Origin of the sequence: Evansella sp. AB-rgal1 (assembly GCF_041820985.1) — a bacterium.
In the GTDB taxonomy this organism is placed as follows: Bacteria; Bacillota; Bacilli; order Bacillales; family Salisediminibacteriaceae; genus Evansella.
Window position 1 is genome coordinate 253243 of record NZ_JBGUAU010000001.1, and the last position, 20977, is coordinate 274219.

General features: G+C 36.5%; 21 protein-coding genes and 1 riboswitch. Of the genes, 7 read left to right on the forward strand and 14 right to left on the reverse strand.

Annotated elements, in window-relative coordinates:
- Positions 1-32 precede the first annotated feature (32 nt).
- From ACERII_RS01400 to ACERII_RS01415, 4 genes are all read right to left on the reverse strand, one after another.
- The gene (locus ACERII_RS01400; protein ID WP_373639631.1) at positions 33-494 is read right to left on the reverse strand and encodes a prepilin-type N-terminal cleavage/methylation domain-containing protein; all 462 of its coding nucleotides are present in this window, start codon (positions 492-494) and stop codon (positions 33-35) included.
- A 37-nt stretch (positions 495-531) separates the two neighbouring features.
- Positions 532-614: riboswitch (cyclic di-GMP riboswitch) on the reverse strand.
- A gap of 7 nt (positions 615-621) precedes the next feature.
- On the reverse strand, positions 622-1827 hold the full coding sequence (locus tag ACERII_RS01405) for a type II secretion system F family protein (protein WP_373639664.1): 1206 nt from the start codon (positions 1825-1827) through the stop codon (positions 622-624).
- Between the two features lie 9 nt (positions 1828-1836).
- Positions 1837-2871 carry a type IV pilus twitching motility protein PilT gene (locus tag ACERII_RS01410; RefSeq protein WP_373639632.1) on the reverse strand — a complete coding sequence of 345 codons (1035 nt, stop codon included), beginning with the start codon at positions 2869-2871 and terminating at the stop codon, positions 1837-1839.
- 11 nt (positions 2872-2882) lie between these two features.
- Complete coding sequence (locus ACERII_RS01415) at positions 2883-4544, reverse strand: GspE/PulE family protein (RefSeq protein WP_373639633.1); 1662 nt, start codon at positions 4542-4544, stop codon at positions 2883-2885.
- A gap of 362 nt (positions 4545-4906) precedes the next feature.
- Here ACERII_RS01415 and ACERII_RS01420 point away from each other — a divergent pair, with 362 nt between their 5' ends.
- From ACERII_RS01420 to ACERII_RS01430, 3 genes are read left to right on the forward strand one after another with little or no spacing between them, the layout of a single operon-like run.
- A complete protein-coding gene (locus ACERII_RS01420) occupies positions 4907-5338 on the forward strand; it encodes a type IV pilus modification PilV family protein (RefSeq protein ID WP_373639634.1) in 432 nt (143 codons plus the stop codon).
- Positions 5339-5341: 3 nt separating this feature from the next.
- A complete protein-coding gene (locus ACERII_RS01425) occupies positions 5342-5773 on the forward strand; it encodes a PulJ/GspJ family protein (RefSeq protein WP_373639636.1) in 432 nt (143 codons plus the stop codon).
- 2 nt (positions 5774-5775) lie between these two features.
- Positions 5776-7272, forward strand: a complete 1497-nt coding sequence (locus ACERII_RS01430; RefSeq protein WP_373639637.1) for a hypothetical protein — start codon at positions 5776-5778, stop codon at positions 7270-7272.
- A gap of 458 nt (positions 7273-7730) precedes the next feature.
- Here the strand turns inward: ACERII_RS01430 and ACERII_RS01435 are convergent, their stop codons facing one another.
- Positions 7731-9422 carry a sensor domain-containing diguanylate cyclase gene (locus ACERII_RS01435; protein ID WP_373639638.1) on the reverse strand — a complete coding sequence of 564 codons (1692 nt, stop codon included), beginning with the start codon at positions 9420-9422 and terminating at the stop codon, positions 7731-7733.
- A gap of 357 nt (positions 9423-9779) precedes the next feature.
- A complete protein-coding gene (locus ACERII_RS01440) occupies positions 9780-11066 on the reverse strand; it encodes a bifunctional folylpolyglutamate synthase/dihydrofolate synthase (protein WP_373639639.1) in 1287 nt (428 codons plus the stop codon).
- Positions 11067-11287: 221 nt separating this feature from the next.
- Between ACERII_RS01440 and ACERII_RS01445 the strand changes: the two genes are divergently transcribed.
- On the forward strand, positions 11288-12208 hold the full coding sequence (locus ACERII_RS01445; RefSeq protein WP_373639640.1) for an ATP-grasp domain-containing protein: 921 nt from the start codon (positions 11288-11290) through the stop codon (positions 12206-12208).
- Positions 12205-13077 (forward strand): ATP-grasp domain-containing protein, encoded by an 873-nt coding sequence (locus tag ACERII_RS01450; protein ID WP_373639641.1) that lies wholly within the window; start codon positions 12205-12207, stop codon positions 13075-13077. Before ACERII_RS01445 ends, ACERII_RS01450 begins: the two co-directional genes overlap by 4 nt.
- A gap of 109 nt (positions 13078-13186) precedes the next feature.
- On the opposite strand, the gene ACERII_RS01455 is transcribed toward ACERII_RS01450, so the two are convergent.
- Entirely contained in the window at positions 13187-13684 is a 498-nt protein-coding gene (locus ACERII_RS01455; protein ID WP_373639642.1) for a hypothetical protein, read from the reverse strand.
- A 79-nt stretch (positions 13685-13763) separates the two neighbouring features.
- Between ACERII_RS01455 and ACERII_RS01460 the strand changes: the two genes are divergently transcribed.
- A complete protein-coding gene (locus ACERII_RS01460; protein ID WP_373639643.1) occupies positions 13764-13916 on the forward strand; it encodes a hypothetical protein in 153 nt (50 codons plus the stop codon).
- 128 nt (positions 13917-14044) lie between these two features.
- Here ACERII_RS01460 and ACERII_RS01465 read toward each other — a convergent pair whose 3' ends face one another.
- From ACERII_RS01465 to ACERII_RS01485, 5 genes are all read right to left on the reverse strand, one after another.
- Positions 14045-14680, reverse strand: a complete 636-nt coding sequence (locus ACERII_RS01465; protein ID WP_373639644.1) for a response regulator transcription factor — start codon at positions 14678-14680, stop codon at positions 14045-14047.
- A complete protein-coding gene (locus tag ACERII_RS01470) occupies positions 14681-15721 on the reverse strand; it encodes a sensor histidine kinase (RefSeq protein ID WP_373639645.1) in 1041 nt (346 codons plus the stop codon).
- Positions 15718-16446 (reverse strand): cell wall-active antibiotics response protein LiaF, encoded by a 729-nt coding sequence (gene liaF / locus ACERII_RS01475; protein ID WP_373639646.1) that lies wholly within the window; start codon positions 16444-16446, stop codon positions 15718-15720. The genes ACERII_RS01470 and liaF overlap by 4 nt, the downstream gene beginning before the upstream one ends.
- A 114-nt stretch (positions 16447-16560) precedes the next feature.
- The gene (locus ACERII_RS01480) at positions 16561-17184 is read right to left on the reverse strand and encodes a PspA/IM30 family protein (protein WP_373639647.1); all 624 of its coding nucleotides are present in this window, start codon (positions 17182-17184) and stop codon (positions 16561-16563) included.
- Between the two features lie 58 nt (positions 17185-17242).
- On the reverse strand, positions 17243-17593 hold the full coding sequence (locus ACERII_RS01485; protein WP_373639648.1) for a lmo0954 family membrane protein: 351 nt from the start codon (positions 17591-17593) through the stop codon (positions 17243-17245).
- Between the two features lie 293 nt (positions 17594-17886).
- Between ACERII_RS01485 and ACERII_RS01490 the strand changes: the two genes are divergently transcribed.
- The gene (locus ACERII_RS01490) at positions 17887-18294 is read left to right on the forward strand and encodes a thiol-disulfide oxidoreductase DCC family protein (protein ID WP_373639665.1); all 408 of its coding nucleotides are present in this window, start codon (positions 17887-17889) and stop codon (positions 18292-18294) included.
- A 729-nt stretch (positions 18295-19023) separates the two neighbouring features.
- On the opposite strand, the gene ACERII_RS01495 is transcribed toward ACERII_RS01490, so the two are convergent.
- Positions 19024-19854, reverse strand: coding sequence for an aminotransferase class IV (locus tag ACERII_RS01495; RefSeq protein WP_373639649.1), 831 nt, complete (start codon positions 19852-19854; stop codon positions 19024-19026).
- 28 nt (positions 19855-19882) lie between these two features.
- Positions 19883-20938, reverse strand: coding sequence for a DmpA family aminopeptidase (locus ACERII_RS01500; RefSeq protein ID WP_373639651.1), 1056 nt, complete (start codon positions 20936-20938; stop codon positions 19883-19885).
- Between the last annotated feature and the right edge of the window lie 39 nt (positions 20939-20977).

Here is a 20977-nt window from a genome sequence, read left to right on the forward strand (position 1 = left end):
GGTGGGCTCCTTTATTTTCGACTTTAAAAAAACTATCTACTTACTACATCTCCTCTAACAAGTTCTCCTTGTTTAACACCCTCAATTTTTCGCTCTTTTCCAATTAGAGTAACTGTATAAACTGTAACATCATTTTCAACTTCAACTTCTACTTTACTTGCACTCCAATTGTATCCGTCACCAGCTGTTCCTTCAGTCACTGGTGCTGAATTTCCAGTTTCTTTTGTATCAGGATCTTCCATTGGTTCTAGGTAGCCTCCAGCAATTAATTCTTCTAACTTAATTTCTGTTTTGTTCGGATCACTTGTTAACATAATTCTTGCTGAGCTGATCATCTGTTGAGCATTCCCCACATGCGCATCCTTCTTCGCATTATCAATCAACCCACCAATACTAGGTATCGCTATCGCTGCAATAATACCCAAAATTACTACAACTACTAGTAACTCAATTAACGTTAAACCTTTTTGATTCTTAAGCATTCTTTTTAACATACTATCCCTCTCCTTTTAAAGAAGTTTTTTATAATGTATTAATAAGGCCGGTTGCACTACTCGCTCCCAATGATCCAAGTGCCCAAATGAAGATCATTATTCATCGCACCTCTCAATAATCAAAAAATTAAATTTCTGAGTAAATTTGAAACATAGGTACAATAATCGAAATAACAATTACTCCTACTACGGACGCAAGAATGACAATTAATAATGGTTCAATGAGTGCTTTTAAACGGTCTGTTGCATACTCTACTTCTTTTTCATAAAAGTCTGCAACTTTCCCAAGCATTTGGTCTAACGAACCAGTTTCTTCCCCAATGCTAATCATGTGAACCACAAGTGGCGGGAACACCCAGTTATCCTTCATAGGCTCTGTTAGTCGTTTCCCTTCCTCCAATGCATTTCGAGATTGTTTCAAAGTGTGAGCAATTACTTCATTGCCTATTACCTTTTCCACTATTTTTATAGATTGTAAGATGGGTACAGAGCTTGAAAACAAAGAACTTAGTGTCCTACTCATTCTAGCTAATGCAGCCTTTTGTAACAACTGACCAAATATAGGTAATTTCAATAAGAAGTAATCAAGATAATATTTGGAATCTGCATTCTTTTGAATCATCCATATTCCAATGCTTAATAGCAATACTCCAATTAATAGTAACCACCACAAACTGGAAACAATATTACTCACTGTTAATACAAACACTGTTATCGCAGGTAATTCTCCTCCTAAGTCAGATAACATAGCTGCAAACATAGGAACAACGGAGGTTAACAGAAAGATAACAACTAGTACTGCCACTATCGCTATAACAATAGGATAAGCTAAAGCAGATTTTACTTTTTGCTTCGTTTCGTGTTGTTTTTCAAACTGCAGAGCTAGTTGATCTAGTGACTCTTCAAGTGAACCACTAGCTTCTCCAGCACGAACCATATTGATAAAAATAGGAGGAAAAACCTTCTTCTGTTTGCTTGCGGCTTCAGAGAAAGCATTTCCAGATAATAAATCTTCCTCAATATTCTCTAACGCTCTCATGAGTGCTTTACTGCTCGTCTGTTTGGACAATATTGCTGTAGAGTCAACGATTGAGACACCAGATTTCAGTAGAGTAGCAAATTGCCGTAAAAACAACACAAAATCCTGCAGTTTTACAGGGTTTCCTATAATTATTTCTTTATTTAAAAAGTTTGGCTCTATCTCATCAAGGGTAGCCTGTGCAATACCTTGGTTTCTAAGTTTTTGGATTACTTGCTTTCTTGATTGTCCAGAAATGGTGCCTTCTTTTTTCTCCCCTATTTTAGAGCGACCCTTGTAGCGATATTGTGGCAATTCCTTCACCTACCTCTCTTTTAAATAGTGTCTCGCTTCGTCGTAATCTATGGCCTTTGCTTGAAGTAATTGGCGTACACTCATTTCAAGTGTATGCATTCCCTCTGCTTTACTAGTTTGAAGAACATTTTCGATTTGGTGTATTTTTTCATTTCGAATCAAGTTCGAAACAGCATAATTGTTTATAAGAATTTCTGTTGCAGCCTTTCTTCCTTGTCTATCTACTGTTGTTAACAGTCTTTGTGAAATCACCGCTGTTAATACGGATGCAAGCTGAATTCTTATCTGTGCTTGCTGACTAGGTTGAAAGACGTCAATGATCCGATCAATCGTTGCCGCTGCGCTTGAAGTGTGCAATGTACCTAACACTAAATGCCCTGTTTCAGCAGCAGTAATAGCAGTAGCAATCGTATCTAAATCCCGCATCTCTCCAACTAAGATAACATCAGGGTCTTGTCGTAACGCAGAACGTAATCCAGTTCCAAAGCTTTTCGTATCAGATCCAATTTCACGTTGATCAATAATACAATTTCGATGTTTGTGCAAGTATTCAATTGGATCCTCTAATGTGATAATATGCCTTTTTACAGAATCATTCATATGCTTAATCATTGCCGCAAGGGTTGTTGATTTACCACTTCCCGTAGGCCCAGTTACTAAAACTAACCCTTGTTTTTTTTCAGATATTGTCCTCAATATACTTGGCATCTGTAGATCATCAAGAGTAGGAATAACCATTTGAATAACTCGTATTGCCATACTTAAATGTGATCTTTGATAATATGCATTTAAACGAAAGCGAGAAACGCCAGGAATTCCATAGGAAAAGTCAATTTCTCTATTTTCTTCTAACTGTTCCTTTAAGGAAGCAGGAAGAACCTCGTCTACCATTTCGTTTATGTCATTAGGCGTTAATGTTGGCTGATCTAATGTTACAAGCTCACCGTGAATTCGTAATACGGGAGGTTTACCAATTGTTAAATGAATATCTGATGCCTCTAAATGAATCGCATCAGATAATAATGTAATGACACTTCTACCCATACACCATACACCTACTTATCTGTTGCTACACGTAAGACTTCTTCTGTAGTGGTTAATCCTTGCTTCACTTTACCAAGTCCATCATCAATCAAAAAAGACATTCCATTTTGTTTCGCGTATTCCTTTAGAGATTGACTTGATTTATCATTCATTATCATTTGTTTCATATGATCATCTAAAACAAGCATTTCATGTATAGCAATGCGATCCCGATAACCAGTCATATTACAAGTTGGACAACCTTCTCCTCGATATACTTTTTCAATGGATAAACCCCTACGAGAAAAAATCGCTTCTTCTCTGACCGTAGGCTGTTGTTCTTTTTTACAATCCCGGCAGATTCTTCTCACTAAACGTTGAGAGATAATCCCTGATAAAGATGCTGCTATTAAGAAGGGCTCTATTTTCATATCTACTAACCTATTGATGGTGCTTATCGAATCGTTCGTATGAATTGTACTTAAAACTAGATGTCCTGTTAAGGAAGCTCGAACTGCAATTTCCGCTGTTTCCGAATCCCGAATTTCTCCAACCATGATAATATCTGGATCCTGTCGGAGGATAGATCGTAATCCATTAGCAAAAGACATTCCAACCTTAGTATTTACTTGAATTTGGTTTATCCCTTCTAGTTGATATTCCACTGGATCTTCTACTGTTATAATGTTCACCTTATCTGAATTTAAACGATTTAAACCTGCATAAAGGGTAGATGACTTTCCTGATCCGGTTGGTCCAGTAATTAAAATAATACCCGTGGGCTGTTCTAACAGAGTTACAAGATGGTCATAATGCTTAGGACTAAAATTCAGCTTATCTAACTCTGTTAAGGAATTTCCTAAATCAAGAATACGCATTACCACTTTTTCCCCATAGACAGTCGGCAATGTAGAAATACGCAAATCGATCGGGTGAAAATCGATATTTACTTTTATGCGCCCATCTTGGGGTGTTCTCGTCTCTGTGATATCAAGATTCCCCATTATTTTAATTCTTGCAATAAGCATATTCTGCATATGCTTTGGCAACGTTCTTTCTGTCTTTAACACTCCGTCAATTCGATATCGTACAAGTACTTTATTCTCCTGCGTGTCGATATGAATATCACTAGCTCGCTCTTGAACAGCACGAATCAACAGCTGGTTTACTAGCTTTACCATTGGAGAATCATTTCCACTCACTGAATCTATTTCCGCTTCCTCTTGATTAGGTAGTTCTTCAAACAGCTCTTCTACTGCATTTTCAAGTTCATAATACTTGTGGATTGCCTTTACGATTTCATCTTTCGTAGCAATTGCAACTTCAACCTGAAAACCGGTAGATAATCTAATATCATCTATAGCAAAGTAATCCATAGGGTCTGCCATAGCAATAAAAAGTTTATTGCCTTCTAATTTCAAAGGGATCAAATAATTCCGATGTGCTAACTCTTTAGGAACTAGATTTGTTATTTTGGGATCAATAGGAAATCGATACAAACTGACATGTGGTATCCCTAGTTGATATTCTAAAACTTCAATTAGCTGTTGTTCGGTTATAAATCCTTGCTGAAGTAAAATATCACCAAGTTTCTGATTTTTACTTTTCTGATTTAATGCTTCGGTTAATTGTTCAGGTGTTATCAATTTAGCCTCTACTAAAAGATCACCTAAACGCTTCCTATTTTTACTCATGGTTTACTCCTCCTTTCTTTGTTTCGTTCTATATAGTTAACAAAAGGATATCGTTTAGCAATACTATTTTTAATTATTTATATCGAAATTAAAAAAAATAGTATATTATGTCGTATAATATAGTTTATATTATAAAGTATAATAGTACTAAATAAATAGTGTTTTTTTTACAAACTTATAAATATATTTAGGTCTTTTTACCCTTATTTTCTAATAACAGTAAAAAATACCTAACTTTCTTCTTACTATAGTCTTTTCATTGTAAGGAAATTTCAATGTTTATAATTGATACTATAATAACTAATGTAGATTTCAAAGTTGACCCAAAATAACGAATAGGGAAAATTGTGAGGCGGTATACGATGAAGTTAGTAAAAAACCAAGAAGGATTTACCCTTATTGAAATTTTGCTTTCCATTGCGATATTATCAATAATATTTATTTCCTTAATGAACATTTTTCCGCAAATGATACAGTTTAATTCTATTAATGAAACGAAAACACAGGCGATCAATACCTCTAGACAGATTTTAAATGATTGGCAAAATAAATCTGAAATCATAGATTACCTTTCAGCACCATCTACCTCGGAATTACCATCAGAATTAATTGAACAGGATTCACACTATTCTGCTGAAATTAACATAGACAAGTATATTGCAATAATAACGATAGCTAAAGAATCTGATCTAGCTACAAGTATTGCGAATGCACACCAAATTCATGTTCAAATATTAGACAATAAGGGTACTCTTTTTGGAGAAAGCTTTGGCTATATTGTTGTGGAGGAATGAGTTATGTATAAAAATGAAAAGGGTATTACACTAATTGAAGTGCTAATTTCAGTAGCAATCCTCTCCTTCATTGGTATTGTTATATGGAACGTATTTATCCAAGGATTAACTTTCTCAGAACAAGCCATGAGAAAAAACCAGATGCAACAGGAAGCAAATATTATTGTCACTTCGTTAGTCAGATCCCATCAAGCTGCTGTTGAAGTTTATGAAATTAATGATTTTGAATGTAAGATTATGATCGATACTAACTCACAATCCAATGTAATAGAGCATCCTCAACTATGTCTAAGTACAAATTATTCGGATGGATTATCTGTAAACCCAAACATACATGATATTACAATAACAATTAACGTAGCAGACAAGAACAATCCAAATAATAAAGTAAGCATTGATACCATCCTAACTCGATTGAAAAGTGGTGAGGAATAATAATGAATACTCTAAAAGAAAATCATGGATATGCTCTTATCACTGTATTACTCATAACCGTTATTTTTTCCTTAATTTCTTTAGGATTTCTGGCACAGTCTATTAGTAGTATGAAGCAAAGTACAAAAGTGGAAACCAAATCTCAATCTATTGAACTAGCCGAAATGGGAGCAACTTATTTTCAATATGCTGTAAAAGATGCTACCCACGTGTTATTAGCTGAAGTTATGGAACAAGTGGAAGCAACTTTTTATGCTAATCCTATGCAATCAAGTGAATACTTTACATCTTTAGGAATCACACTACTAAAAGATAGCTTAGCTTCCGAGTTTTCCGAACCAATTTCCATACCAATAAAGGATATACCAAATGCATCTTTTACAATTGATATTTTAACACCAACTGCTGACCTTTCTGATAAAAAAATCGTAATCAACGCTGATAGCCTTGGGAAAAAAGATAATGATGAGTCTAAGATTCAAGCAAGCCTTACTATCAATTTCGATGATTTCATTTCACTCCATCAAACCGAGGAACAAGGTGTTCCTAAACCGACTATTAACAAAATTGACGTTCCAACTAGTACTTCTATGTGTCAGCCAGGAATAGTGAATTACTCTGGAAAGGAATGTCTTCAAATTAATAATGTCCATTACGGAAATAACATAAATGATGTGAAATTTGAGAACTCAAAGGTGAAGGTTCAAGGATCACTAACCATAGATGGAAACATGAATAATCCAATTACTTCTTCCACTCTTTACGTAGAACAAAGCTTAAACTTTAAAAGAACTGTTACCTTTAACAATACGAAGCTATTTGTTGGCGGTATAACTGATTTTGACGAATCTGTAAGATTTAACAATCATTCCACTCTTCATTTCACGGATGATGTAGATTTTAAATTTAATTATGATCTATCTGCTTCCCAAATGTATGCAGGCAAAAAAGCATTTTTCAAGAAGCCTTCAAAAATTGAAAATGAATCACAGGTTTATGTAGAAGGATTTGCTGATGTAGATGAAACGATGAATATAAGTGGTAATTCAAAAGTATATTTTGGAAGTGCCGATATAAAAAAGAACTTTACAGTTGATAATTCTACCTTTTCCATAGGTGATGTAAGTACAGATTTAACAAACTTTCATGAAACGGTGGATATACGAAATAATTCTGAAGTTTTTATAAGTGGAAATACGTATTTCAAGAAAAATTTTAATTTGTCAGGATCCACTATCTTTATTGATGGGGATGCTGATTTTGATGAAACAATGGACTTTTCCAATAATTCTAAAATGTGTGTTAACGGTCATTTTTATAACAAACATAATCGGAATATTAATTTGAATGGAAACAGTAAAATATATGCTAAGACGGCAAATGATCCAAAAGTAAATACTACTGATATAAATGAACAATGCAACTTTGGCTCAGGATCGAGTAACTCTATGAACTGGAATAACCCAAGCATAACATCTGATTTTAATTATAGTTATTAATAAAGAGATTACCATAGAAGAAAAGCTCCAGGCGCCCTCTCATCACCGAATGCAAATGTTCTGCCTGATAAAAAGCGCTTTTTGCTTTTAATCAGGCAGGTTATTTTACACTAGGTGATGGCGCCTGGAGCTAGACAATTTTATAAGTCTGAAAATTTTAAATTTTCATATTTTTTTAAAAAGATGTTGAGACAAAAGTGTTTCCATCGCTGAGAAATCCGAACGAAATGATACTTGCGTATAGTATTCGCTACGGAAGGAAATATACTTTGCGTTCCGCGGGCCGGCCGCTGGTGAGCCGCCGAGTGCTAGAGCACTCCTGGTCCTGGGGTCTCACCCTTGCCTTTTGATCCCGTCGGAGTCTTCGTATAGTTCCTCCGCTAAGGCGACCTATCGTCCGTATTTTCAAATCTACACTTTCGTTATGTTCCAGCTTATTTTTTATTATTTTCATAAGACTAATAATACGCCACTTTATTTCTCCCCTGTTGTTTCGCTCCTGTGTACATTGCTCTATCTGCATTACGTAATACAGACATTGCAGATTCATCCGCTTCAGACTTTACTGCTACTCCAATACTTGCGGTAATTCTCACTGATTTTCGTTCTTTACTTCCTAAGTCATTCGAGACGATAAATAGATTACTTTCTAGTTCTTTCCGTAATAGTTCTGCCATTTGTTTTGCAAAATGAACATTGTCTCCTTCAAGTAAGATGACGAATTCTTCGCCACCATATCTTGCTAATGTTCCGGAACCATCAAGTGTGTTCTGCAATACTTTTGCCACTTGGCACAAAACCTCATTTCCACTATGATGTCCAAACGAATCATTAATTCGTTTGAAATGATCTAAGTCTAGTAAAATAATTCCAAAGTTATCTGTTTCTGATGGAGTGTCGTACTTCTGAAGCAAGGCATTTTCAAAATACCTATAGTTATATAGATTAGTTAAAGCACATCGTTCACTCTCATTCTTCTTTTGCTCATACATTCTCGCGTTCTGAACTGCAACTACTAAGTAATTGGCCATAATTTCTAATAACATTAGGTGGCTTTTTTCAAATGCACGCTTTTGTTTAGACGTTACAGTTATAACAGCAACTACTTCGTTTTCACGAATGGAAGGTACAACCATAATAGATTCCATTCCAGGTAAATAGGATTCAAATACATTTTCCCACTGCTTTGATTTTGTGTAAATATGCGATTTTCTATTGGAAAAGACACTTTGGCTTATCAATGCCACTTTATTGTCTAAGCTTTCTCCTTCACCTTGTTTAGAATGTACTTCTTGGATAGCTACGAGCTTTCCGTTTTTTTTCTCATACACATAAGCATGATCCACTGGAAAAAGATCTGCCACTGTTTTCATAAATAAGTCTGTTATCTTCTGAACAGGAAGATTCTCATTTATTTGGTAACCAAAGGAACTTATTTTTCTTAATAATCGTCCCGTTGTTTGACTTTCATTATAAAGCTTAAGTATGAGTGATAAACAAATAAGAGGAATACCTACTAAGAAAATAGCATAGATGCCAACCTCTTGAAATAAAAGCATTAACGAAATACCAATTGGGATAATTAATATGGAGGTGATTGCTTCCCATTTTAAAGCTTCATCAAAGAATTTCGTATTTTTAATTTTTATTATGTATTTTCGAATGAAGAAAATGAGCCAGTTATTGAAGAAGAAATACACAAAGGCATAAAGTGCTATAGGAAGAATCATCGAAGTAAATTCGCCTTCTGTAATAATGCCCGTTGTTCCACCTATTATATAATAAAGGCTAGCCGAAACGACAGAAACAACGAAAAACACTAATGAATTTAGAGGGAATCTATATAAGTCCCTTTTTGGAAGTTTTAAACTTAGAAGAGATGTCAGTACTGCAAGTTGCATGACTATCATTTCTATAAATAAACCATATTGCAAAAATACAGCTAAGGCGATCCCATGAATAGGTACGATATTGGTATGGCGAAAACGAATTGGAAACAATGATGCAATAAGAAGTAAACATAAAAAGGCAATGATCCCAAACCATTCGTCTCGTAAAATTGGTAAACCTCGTATCACAAAAAAGATAAGTGTTGTAGGGAATATTGCAGTCCAAATTACCCAAACTATCCATTGTTGTCGTTTTGTCACATGGGACACCACCTTTCATCATTTATCATTATACTTATCTAGTAACATAGTAAAACTACCGGATAATAGAATACAAAATTCGAAATTTTTAATAGATACTGATTTATTTTATCACAGATTTACAATAATCGAACTCATCTTTCATAAAAATTGTAAATTATCTGTCACTTTGGATATAGTTATCTATTAGTATACATTCTAAATAGTGAAAGGATGTATAGATAAATACGAAATTTTTAGATTTTATATTAATTCGAGAAGAAGGACAAAAGTCCTTCTTCCAAACAATTATTTATAACTTTTTTTAAAACACCGTTTTTTTTAGGGGGGTTTTTACAATCTTTTGTTAAATTTATGCTATATCATTAATTTCTTTTTCATTTCCCCAACGAAAAAATGAGATCCTGTAATAAGGAGAATGTCATCTCTCTTTGCTTGGTCGTGCCAAGTTTTTACCCATTGAACTGGTTGTTCTATCATATGTTCATTTCCTATAGTAGGAAACTTTTTAAATTCATCTAGGGGGAAAGCTCTTTCTGCTTCGAAGGATGTAACAAATACGTTGGGTGTAATTGCTTCAAATAAAGGAAGCATTTCTTCTACTTTTTTATCCTTCATAGCAGCAAAAAGAATATCTACTCTTTTATCATCAAATTGCTGAAATGTTTCCACCGTTTTTTTTACAGCATCAGGGTTGTGAGCAGTGTCAATGATAATAGTTGGATCCTTACGAATTATTTCTAGCCGCCCCTCTAAAGTGGCTCTTGATAATCCAGTGATAATTTGCTCATTTTCAACAAGAACTGCGTAAAATTGATGTAAATAATCAACGGTCATTATCGCTAGAGCTGCATTGATTGCCTGATGTTTTCCCTTCATACATAGGCGAATGTTTGAAAGCTGCCGATAGGGAGTGTTGTACGATAATGTTTGAACACCATTGTCATTGGCTGTTTCAAATGTAGCTCGATCAAACAAGGAATATAGAGTTGATTTCTTTTTCTTAGCTTCTTCTTGAAGAACATTCAATGGTGCATCTGTGCATGATGTCATGATGGGAATTCCAGGTTTAATTATCCCCGCTTTTTCAGAAGCAATTTCTTCTATACTGTTGCCTAAAAATGCTTGGTGATCATAATTCACATTCGTAATCACGGAGACAAGTGGAAGGATCACGTTTGTAGCATCATTTCTTCCTCCCATTCCCGTTTCAATAACAGCGATGTCCACAGGTTTTTTATAGGAGAAATAATAATAGGCTATGGTAGTCATCAGCTCGAATTCACTTACTTTATCTTGAAGTTCTTTCTCTGTTTCTTCTACCGATTCGTGGATTTCTTGTATTACAAGTAGGAAGTCCTCTTCCGACATAGGTACGTTATTAATAGCTATTTGTTCACGTTCCTCTCCAAACACTGGAGTCATGTACGTTCCGACAAATAATCCGGTCTCTTCTAAAATGGATCGGATGTATGTAACGGTGGAACCTTTTCCGTTCGTACCAGCCACATGAATTGTTTTTACTTTTCTTTCTGGATGACGAAGCTTTTCCATAAGTAGTTCCATCCGTTGTAAATCAAAGCGAATACCTGCATTTTTCTTTGAATGCAGGTAAGATACAGCATCCATATATGTAATAATCATGATTGACACTCCTTCTAGTAAGAACAGAAATATTGATTTTTTGGATAAATTCTGTAATGATCAAATACGAGTTCACAATATTGTCGGGGACCTGGTCCCGTACAATTTTGTGAATAATAATAAACTGTGCGAAATTTGTACGGGACCAGACCCGTGACTAATTTGTGTCTTTAGTTGTTACTTTATCATATTGATCGATGAAACAGAAAGGAGATGCTTGTATGTCTCTTTATGGTTGGATTATTTATAATGGAAATTTAATTACAGATAAATTTATGGATTATGTTCAGTGGTTTCAGAAGACAGCTGAGGATGTTGGTGTGGAAGTAGAGCACGTTGCTAATAACGAGTTACTCGTTTCACTGATGAACGGAAAGCCTACGTTTACAATGAAGGACGGTATCTCGCTAAAGGAGAAACGTCCTGACTTTGTGCATTTTGCGGACAAAGACCTTCATCTCGCTAGACATATAGAAGGAATGGGGATTCCCCTCTTCAACTCGTCTCGATCCATAGAGATTTGTGATAACAAGTCCTATATGTATCAGGTGCTTTCGTTACATAACATTCCTATGCCAAATACGATAATAGCTCCAAAAATCTATGAAGGTCTTCCGGTGAAAAACAGCGCTCATCTAGAGCTTGTCAAAAAACAACTTGGATTTCCTCTCATTATAAAAGAAGCATTTGGTTCGTTTGGCCAGCAAGTATATTGGATTAATAACGAATCTGAACTTGAAGCCATGCTTACAAAGCTCGGTGGGAAAGAATTTGTTTACCAGGCACCAGTAACAACCAGTATTGGTACAGACATTCGATTAAATGTTGTAGGAGATAAAGTTGTTGCCGCAATGAAGCGAACTTCGGAAACAGACTTTCGAGCGAACGTGACTGCTGGTGGAAAAACAATGCCATATGAACCTACGGAAGAAGAAAAGGGGCTTGCTGTTCGTAGTGCAAAAGCGGTAGGAGCAGAGTTTGCTGGAGTGGATCTCCTATTTGGAGAAAATGGCCCCATTTTATGTGAAGTGAATTCCAATCCACATTTAAGAAGCATCTATGAATGCACTGGTTTGAATGTTGCTGATTATATGGTTCGGTACATAAAATCAGTTGTACCAGAAAGAGGTGTTCGTAAATGAATAAGCAACAACATGGCCTCCTTCTATACAGAGAGGAAGATGCAAAGCGTAATAGTCGGTTTATTTCCTTCTTACACGAAGGAGCACTTAATCATAAGATGAAGCTAACACTCCTTACTCTTGAAGAGTTAACCTGGAAAATAGAGAACGGAACGTCGCCTTTCCATTTTGAAGATGGAACTTCACCAGACTTTCTTCTTAATCGCTCTGTCTCACCTTGGCTGAACGAACTAGCAGAATTACAAGGCATCCCAGTGTTTAACTCCTCTCTCGTTTCTAGAATAGCAAACGATAAACGATTAGCACATTCTTATTTTCAAAAAAAAGGAGTGCCTATGCTTACAACGTTGGCAACAACGAAGAATCTACTTTCTCTCAACAACGATATACTTCCTTTTCCCTATATCGTGAAAGACCCCAATGGAAGAGGCGGAACAGGAGTTTTTATCATAAATTCGAAAGACGATCTAACTACTTCAGTGCCCAAGCTCTCTGATGAAATTATCCTTCAGCCTGTTGTCGAAAATGCGGGGAAGGATTTGCGAGTGTATATTGTGGGAAATTCCATAGTTGGTGCCGTTTTACGCTCTGCCCAGTCTTCTGAAGAGTTTCGAGCAAACATATCAACAGGTGGAACATCCAAATTCCATGAACTAACGCAGGAGGAAACAACACTTATCAAATCTATCATGAAGGATATCCATCTTGATTTCGTTGGGATTGACTTTATTTTTGGGAAAAATAATGAGCTACTGTTTAACGAAATGGAAGATGCTGTAGGATGTCGCAGTTTATATATGAATAGTGATATTAACATTGCAGATGTGTTTATGAAGTGGGTTAAAGGAAAGGTAAATGATGAAGTTTAGAAAAACAACGAACGATAAATTCCTTTAATGTCGTTCGTTGTTTCCTTTTTCTGTCCACTCTATCGATCAATTTAGCCATTCCTAGTCCGAAAAAACCTCTACTATGTATTTATTCATAATAGCCATTTGAATCTGGCAAACTCTTGTATTTTTCTTTATTACTAACTATCTCGTGTATGTAATCTTCGAGTTTCATTAGATTCAAGACGTCCTGATGATAATCACAATAAGTTCCATAATTGATAGTCTTTTTGTTGGTGTTCATCTCAATCTCCCAAACAGAAATGGAAGGGGGATCGGATTCACACTCATTTTCTTCATTTAAGTCCAACTCTTCACTCATGATATTTAGTTCCAACATCTTTTTATAAATATCGTTCATTTCTTGGTCCGTTAACTGGAGCGTAACTTCTACTGTTCCATCTTCGACAAGGTCTTTTACTACAAGATCGTGAAAAGTATCGATTTTTTGTTTTCCATACGTTCCATAAATTAAGCTAAAGTTAAAGTCTTCAGGCATTTGTTCCAGGCTAGATTCTCCTTCTTTATCTGAGTAACACGCACTAAAAAGAAAGATACAAACAACGAGCACTAATATATGTTTCAATATCCTATCCCCTTTTTGGATATGACGATGTTACTCTGTTAGAAGTTTCATAAAAATGGTACGCGGATGAAAATACATTATGAAGCATATTAGTACAAAGAACTTCCGATGGAATGAGCGAAAGCCCACGGAACTCCAGTGGGAAGCAGAGCAGAGGCAAGACACCGGAGCAGACGAAGAGCTCCCCACAGGAAAGGGAGTGGGCAGTAGCGAATGGAATAATTACCGTTAGCAATACTAGATAAGTTAAACAACTAATTGAGAACACGTATTTTCGACGGTAGACTTTTTTATCCAACAGAAATCCAGTAATCGAAAAAGCCAAAACATCATCACCCGACTGACATCTTGGCTTTCCCTCTATTGTTCAAACATATTATTTTTAAACGCATAAATGACCGCTTGCGTACGATCGTGCACCTCGAGCTTTGCTAAAATATTGCTCACATGAACCTTCACTGTTTTTAAAGCGATAAAAAGCTCATCCGCAATTTCTTGATTGGACTTCCCTTCTGCCATAAGCTTCAGCACCTCTTGCTCTCGTTCTGTGAGACTGTCATGGAGATGTTCCACGGGCTTTGTTCTCATCTTCGTCATGATTTTCCCTGTTACTTCCGGTTCCAGAATAGATTGTCCTTTATATGTAGCACGAATTGCCTCTGCGATATCCTTTGCTTTCGACGTTTTCAACATATAGCTAGTAGCACCCGCTTCTAATGCAGGATATACTTTTTCATCATCAAGAAAGCTTGTAACAATAATAATTTTTGCTTCCGGCCATTTCGCAATGATGTTCCTCGTAGCTTCAATGCCGTCCATTCGTTTCATCACTAAATCCATCAAAATGATGTCTGGTTTATGCTGCAAAGCAAGCTCTACCGCCTCGTCTCCATCATCTGCTTCCGCTACTACTTCAATATCCTTCTGTGCTGATAAATAAGATGAGACTCCGATTCGTACCATTTCATGATCATCTGCAAATAATACTCTAATCATTTACTCAACCTCTCTTCTTCGATAAGGTACTTTCACCTCAAGACGACTTCCCTCGCCTTCCACACTCACAATTTTTAACGAACCTCCTATTTCCATCGCCCGTTCTTGCATATTTTTCAAGCCATACGAGCTATTTGTCTTTTCATCCTCCACACGAAAACCGATACCATCATCCGTCACACGCATAATCACATAATTATCTCGTTCTATAAGCATGACATGAAGATGTTCTGCTTTGGAGTGACGAAGAGCATTAGATACAGATTCTTGTAAAATCCGGAACAATTGATCCTCCACACCTTTTTCCAAAGACATCGGTTCTATTTTCCAGTGAACCTCCATCGGAACCTTTTGTTGTAATTCTTCAAGAAGTTCATCCATTCCTTCAGAAAGAGATTTTTTATTTAGTGCAATAGGTCGTAAATGTAGTAACAATGCTCTCATCTCCAATTGAGATTGATCGATCATTTTTTCCACCATTTCTAGCTGTTTTTTCGCCACAGGATCTTCTGGTGGATTTGCTTCATTAATCGCAGACATCATCATGGAAGCTGCAAACAATTGCTGACTGACCGAATCATGTAACTCACGAGCTAACCGATTCCGTTCTTGGAGCACCACTTCTTGCAAGCTTTTCTCTCGTTCCTCTGCCCTTTCCGTTGCAAGGCGCTGAGAAACTTCTGCTTGCTTATCAAACTTCTCTTCCACTTGCAAAAGAAGCTTTTGGATTTCCTCTAATTCTTTTCCATTAGATAGAGGGTTGTCATTGATTTTTTGTCCCTTTCGAAGATCTTCTAATTGCCCTTGAATCACATACAGTTTTCCACGTAGATGTACGCCGTACGATACCCCTGTGATCACACCACCAAAAACTGCTGTGCCTACGATAAGAGGCAGGTAACGAATATCATTGTATTCAGTCGTAAAAAGCTGGCGCCATCCTTCGAGAGGAAACATGAAAAACGTGATGGACAACAGGATAAGTGTGAAAAAAATAGCTCCTGCTAATCCAACACTGATTTGTTTGATAATGAGGTTCATATTCGCTTCACCTCAATATCTCCAGATAAAACAGAGGTAACAATTTTTACCCGCGGCGTTGTACTATCGTAGTTTTCCGTACGATACGTCATTGTTTGATTTAATAAAGAGGCATGTTGATTGTGAAAGATTGTCGCTCTTCCAAAAACGGAGCTATGAAGAACGGTAACTTCCACTTCGTATGGAACATAGATTTTAATGTTTCCTATAAAATGACGGATAGAAATAACGGAATCATCTGGTAAAACAGTATTACTTAGGTCGATGACTCGATCTCCGAATCCACCGTGTATATTAATATCTCGCCATTGATATGGCGCTTCATCCGTTTTTTGAGTTCCGAAAAACTTCCCATAAAATAATGGTTTCACTTTAACTAATGGTTCTTCGGTTGTGGTGTTATGTGCTTCAATATGTGGCTCCACATGTTCAGGTTCTTTTTTGGATTTGTTGTATTGAACGAAAAATAGGACAATTGCTGCAATAATTAGGAATTTTACAGCCATCATATTTAATACGGTGAAAAATAAGACGACCACTCCGATCCAAAAAAGGATCTTCCCAAATGTGCTATCGTACTTTTTCAAACCGAAATAAAGTAATAAGGAGAAAAATACGAGCGTGAATACTAATCCACTATTAAAGAAAAATAATTCTATGAAAAGCAGGGCAATTCCAATTAAAAGGATCATATTGATCGTATCTGTTGATAAACGCCGAAGCATGATGAAAGCCCTCCCCTCTGATAATACGTAATTACATAATAATAACGATAGAAAGACGCAATACTTGCGCCTTATCTATCATATCATTTTTCCCAAATATTTCTGTAGTAATATTTATCCTTCTTTTAACTCTTTTTCTAGTTTCGCAATTTTGCTATCGAAAGTGTTTTCGTAATAAGCTCGATTTAGCTTCGTTTCTAGTCCTTCGATATATCTTTCCATTTCGGAAAAACGAGAATAGGATTTTTCTCCACTCTGTTCAACCACTTTGTTCATTTGATAGTTTGCACGAGCCACATTCTCTCTCCCCATTAATTCCATACGCTTATAGTGCATATCTTTTAATTTCCGCTTCATTTCTTCATATTTTCTTTCAAGTTGGTCAAGTTGCTCGGCAGCTAAATTTTGTGCTTCCTTTATACGAGTAGCTCGTGCATCATACTCCTCATACTCCTGGAGTGCAAATTGAAACATGTCCTCTTCGTTTGCTTTTTGAGCAATTTCTGCTTGGCGTTTTCGTTTTGCTGCTATTTCTAACGCTTTGCTGTACTCTTGTTGAAATTCTTCGTTAAGTTGGTATTGTCGCTCCACAAGTTTACGTACCTTTTCTGTTTCTTGCTCGCTCTGACGTAAATATTGATTTAGCGCAGCGATAGGATTTTTCTCCTCCTTTTTGTCTAGTAAATCATGAATGTCCGCCGTAATTGTGTCTTTCATTCTTGTAAAAATAGTTGTCATCTTGTTTCTCTCCTTTTATTTAAGTAGTTTTTGAAGTAATTCTAATGATGTGCTCGGACTAGCTTCTTAATTCTTTCCATTGTCTTTCAAAGTTCGTAAATGGATCGTCACTTTCGGGTTTAGAAAACTCGATTTCTTTATCTTCCTTTACGTTTTTAACGAGAATGTATAGGAAGTAAAGTGCAACAAGTCCGATGACTGCGTATAAGTTAGCAGTAGCCATACTTAGAACGATAAGTCCTAACACCACCCATGCAATTTTACCTAGCATTGACTCACTTTTTACAAATTGCTTGAAGATAACGTAAAGTAAGTAAATACTCACTCCTAGAAGAATCATCGGGCCTAAGTTTGCTAGTAACACCACCACTGCTATTAATGCTAAAACGAATAGTAGAAACTTTTTCATTCGTTTTTCCTCCTCTCATATTTCTTATCTTTATCTTATAGGAGTGTGCATTTTTCCATAATGATCTTCGGAAATATTTAGACTAAGACTTGAGGAGTATTTGAATATTAGACTATTGTGAAAGGTTAGATTTGTAGGATGCTGCTCTGTCGCTTTTTTTGTGTAGATGCTAGATTAGATTCAGATTAGATTATTATGAACTTTGTGTAGATCCTAGCTTCTAGGAATTCTTACGGATTATGATATAGTGGAAATATATCTTCTAATATGATTGGAAAAAGGAAGTGGTCTTTCTGAAGGCTGTTATATTATTTGATGGAGTTTGTAATTTTTGCGTAGGAAGTGTACAGTTTATTATCAAACGAGATCCTAACGCTCACTTTCAGTTTGCTTCGTTACAAAGCGACGTTGGGCAGAAATTGTTGAAAGATCATGGAATTAGTTTGGATATGGATAGCTTTATTTTGATGGAAGAGGGGCGAGCATACAGCAAGTCTTCCGCTGCCTTGCGAGTGTGTAAGAATTTGAAATGGAATTGGCGAGTTTTATATTGTTTGTTGATCGTTCCTCGACCAATTCGAGATTCTGTTTATTCTGTGATTGCGAAAAATAGATATAAATGGTTCGGTAAACGGGATAGCTGTATGCTACCTACTGCCGATGTGAGGAAGAGGTTTTTGGAAGGGGGAGATTTGAGTTGAATTGTTTGTTAAGAACCCTTTATGTTAAAAACAAGGTAAAATCATACTGGTAATTCAACCAGATCTTCTTTTGTATTTGTCCTTATGAACGTCTCATAAGTACAATAAATAAGCTAGGCTTCAGGAGGGGGAAATTGTCAATGAAACGCTGGGTATTTGACAATTTCTGGTTTCAAAAGGTCGAAATTGTCAATGAAACACTGGGTATTTGACAATTTCAGGTTTCAGAAGGTCGAAATTGTCAATGAAACGCTGGGTATTTGACAATTTCTGGTTTCAAAAGGTCGAAATTGTCAATGAAACACTGGGTATTTGACAATTTCTGGTTTCAGAAGGTCGAAATTGTCAATGAAACGCTTGGTATTTGACAATTTCTGGTTTCTGAAGGTCGAAATTGTCAATGAAACGCTTGGTATTTGACAATTTCTGGTTTCGGAAGGTCGAAATTGTCAATGAAACGCTGGGTCTAGACAAAACTTGGCTTCAGAAGATGGAAATTGTCTAGTAACGCCAGTTTGCAGATAAAATGGGATTTGCAACGGAGCACATTGTCTAATAACCATGTTTTTCTTGATATACCCCCCCTGAAAATAAGCTAATTGTCTTTTAACTCCAGTTTTCAATTACTATACTCTAACGACACGTCCGACTAAAACTACAAAAATATCCTCACAGGCCCACCACCCATGAGGACATTCAACACAATTTTTCCCAAACCAAAACAACTTATCAACGCAGCTTCGTAAAGTCCTCCGCTAACGCCCGATACACCGGTCGCTCTACCGATAGCTTCGTGTCTTCGTTTATCGTATGAATCGCAAGCATCTCCACACTCGTACTTGTAATAAATGCTTCGTCCGCTCCTAAAAAGAAATTCACATCAAAAGCTTCCTCTTTCACAGGAATTCCTCGTTTTTCCGCCAATGAAATCACTTGAGCTCTCGTAATTCCATGCAAAATAGCTTTGTTTGCAGGATGCGTATGGATCACCCCATCCTTCACAACAAATAAGTTACTACTAGAACCTTCCGTGATGATACCATCTTTCACGAATATCGCTTCCCCATGTCCGTTCGCCATTGCCTTGTGCTTCGCCATAATATTAGGAAGGAGATTTAACGATTTAATAAAACAGTTCGCCCATCTCACATCATCCAAAATAACAACGGAGATTCCATCCCTTTTATTTTCATCCGATATTTTTCTTGCGTTTCGAACCGTCATGGAAAACACAGCAGGAACTTCTGGATAATGATGCTGTCTTGGAGAAATTCCTCTGGTTATTTGAAAGTATACCTCTGCATTCTCAATTCCAGATAATCGCAAACCTTCTTCAATAATACCCTTCATTTGCTCAAAGGAATAAGGAAGCGTCAACTCAATAGCTTCAGCACTTTTCTTCAACCTCACTAAATGCTCATCAAGCAAAAATGGTTTCCCATCATAAACGCGAACAACCTCATAAACGCCATCCCCGAATTGGTGACCTCTCTCTTGAATCGGTATTACCGGATCATTAATATCCACAAACTGTCGATTATAATAAGCTACTTCTTTCATTCAACAATTCCCTCCCGAAGTGTTAAAACTAATATAATTGATCTATATAATCCTTTAATGACTCCACCGTATTCCCATCTCTTCCCACGGTCGTTTCTGCCGTTACCATGGAATTTAAAATCGCTTCTTCCGTCGCCTCCGAAACGGCATGAAAAGGTTTATCTAACTCTTCTTCATGTATGTAGTTATGCTTCAATAGTTTTTCCTCCAGCTTGTGCGGCACAGTTGCAGCCGTACTAAAGCCAATAACAATATCACCACTACCATGTGCCATCTTCGAACCAGTATGACTTAGTCCAACACCACAACGCTTAATAATACGTTCAAGTTGACGTTCGGAAACAGGTAAATCTGTAGCAACAATAATAATCACAGAACCTCGATCCTTATGATTTTGGACATCATTTTTCATAAGCTCCGAGATCTTTTTCCCAACATTCTCGCCCTTGATAACCAAATCATCGAGACGACCATAATTCGTTAACACTAACACTCCAACCGTATACGTATGATTTTGGATTTCAACCGTTCGAGAAGAAGACCCAATCCCACCTTTTAAACTGAAGCATCGCATCCCAGTTCCAGCACCGACAGCTCCCTCTTCAAAGTCTGTCTTTGCATCTTCAATGGCACCAAACACATGACGTTCGTTGAGAAAAATATGGCGGATATCGTTTAAAAACATGTCATTACATTCCGCCACTACAGGGTTAATTGTTCCTGTCGTTCGTCCAATTTCCGGATTATCCTTGAGCATGTAATGAATTAATCCTGTAGAACAGTTACCTACGCTTAATGTATTCGTTAAGAGAATTGGTGTTTCGATCGTACCTAACTCGTTTATTTGAGTTAATCCTGTTGTTTTTCCAAATCCATTAAGCACGTGACTTGCAGCCACTACTTTTTCTTGAAATAAATTTCCTTGATGAGGAAGAATTGCTGTTACACCAGTAAAACTATTATCTTGCTTTATTGTAACATGACCTACTGTCACGCCTGCAACATCCGTAATTTTATTTTTTGGTCCAGTGGGCAACGAACCGATAGGAAGATTCCAATCTCGTATCCTTTTGATTTGTGTCATCGATAGTACCTCACATTCATATATCTAGTTTTATTACTA

Excerpts from the sequence above, each read along its gene's own strand:
- ACERII_RS01400 (WP_373639631.1), bottom strand. The coding sequence starts at position 494 with ATGTTAAAAAGAATGCTTAAGAATCAAAAAGGTTTAACGTTAATTGAG.
- ACERII_RS01410 (WP_373639632.1), bottom strand. The coding sequence starts at position 2,871 with ATGGGTAGAAGTGTCATTACATTATTATCTGATGCGATTCATTTAGAG.
- ACERII_RS01415 (WP_373639633.1), bottom strand. The coding sequence starts at position 4,544 with ATGAGTAAAAATAGGAAGCGTTTAGGTGATCTTTTAGTAGAGGCTAAA.
- ACERII_RS01420 (WP_373639634.1), top strand. The coding sequence starts at position 4,907 with ATGAAGTTAGTAAAAAACCAAGAAGGATTTACCCTTATTGAAATTTTG.
- ACERII_RS01425 (WP_373639636.1), top strand. The coding sequence starts at position 5,342 with ATGTATAAAAATGAAAAGGGTATTACACTAATTGAAGTGCTAATTTCA.
- ACERII_RS01430 (WP_373639637.1), top strand. The coding sequence starts at position 5,776 with ATGAATACTCTAAAAGAAAATCATGGATATGCTCTTATCACTGTATTA.
- ACERII_RS01440 (WP_373639639.1), bottom strand. The coding sequence starts at position 11,066 with ATGATTATTACATATATGGATGCTGTATCTTACCTGCATTCAAAGAAA.
- ACERII_RS01445 (WP_373639640.1), top strand. The coding sequence starts at position 11,288 with ATGTCTCTTTATGGTTGGATTATTTATAATGGAAATTTAATTACAGAT.
- ACERII_RS01450 (WP_373639641.1), top strand. The coding sequence starts at position 12,205 with ATGAATAAGCAACAACATGGCCTCCTTCTATACAGAGAGGAAGATGCA.
- ACERII_RS01460 (WP_373639643.1), top strand. The coding sequence starts at position 13,764 with ATGAAGCATATTAGTACAAAGAACTTCCGATGGAATGAGCGAAAGCCC.
- ACERII_RS01465 (WP_373639644.1), bottom strand. The coding sequence starts at position 14,680 with ATGATTAGAGTATTATTTGCAGATGATCATGAAATGGTACGAATCGGA.
- ACERII_RS01470 (WP_373639645.1), bottom strand. The coding sequence starts at position 15,721 with ATGAACCTCATTATCAAACAAATCAGTGTTGGATTAGCAGGAGCTATT.
- liaF (WP_373639646.1), bottom strand. The coding sequence starts at position 16,446 with ATGCTTCGGCGTTTATCAACAGATACGATCAATATGATCCTTTTAATT.
- ACERII_RS01480 (WP_373639647.1), bottom strand. The coding sequence starts at position 17,184 with ATGACAACTATTTTTACAAGAATGAAAGACACAATTACGGCGGACATT.
- ACERII_RS01485 (WP_373639648.1), bottom strand. The coding sequence starts at position 17,593 with ATGAAAAAGTTTCTACTATTCGTTTTAGCATTAATAGCAGTGGTGGTG.
- ACERII_RS01495 (WP_373639649.1), bottom strand. The coding sequence starts at position 19,854 with ATGAAAGAAGTAGCTTATTATAATCGACAGTTTGTGGATATTAATGAT.
- ACERII_RS01500 (WP_373639651.1), bottom strand. The coding sequence starts at position 20,938 with ATGACACAAATCAAAAGGATACGAGATTGGAATCTTCCTATCGGTTCG.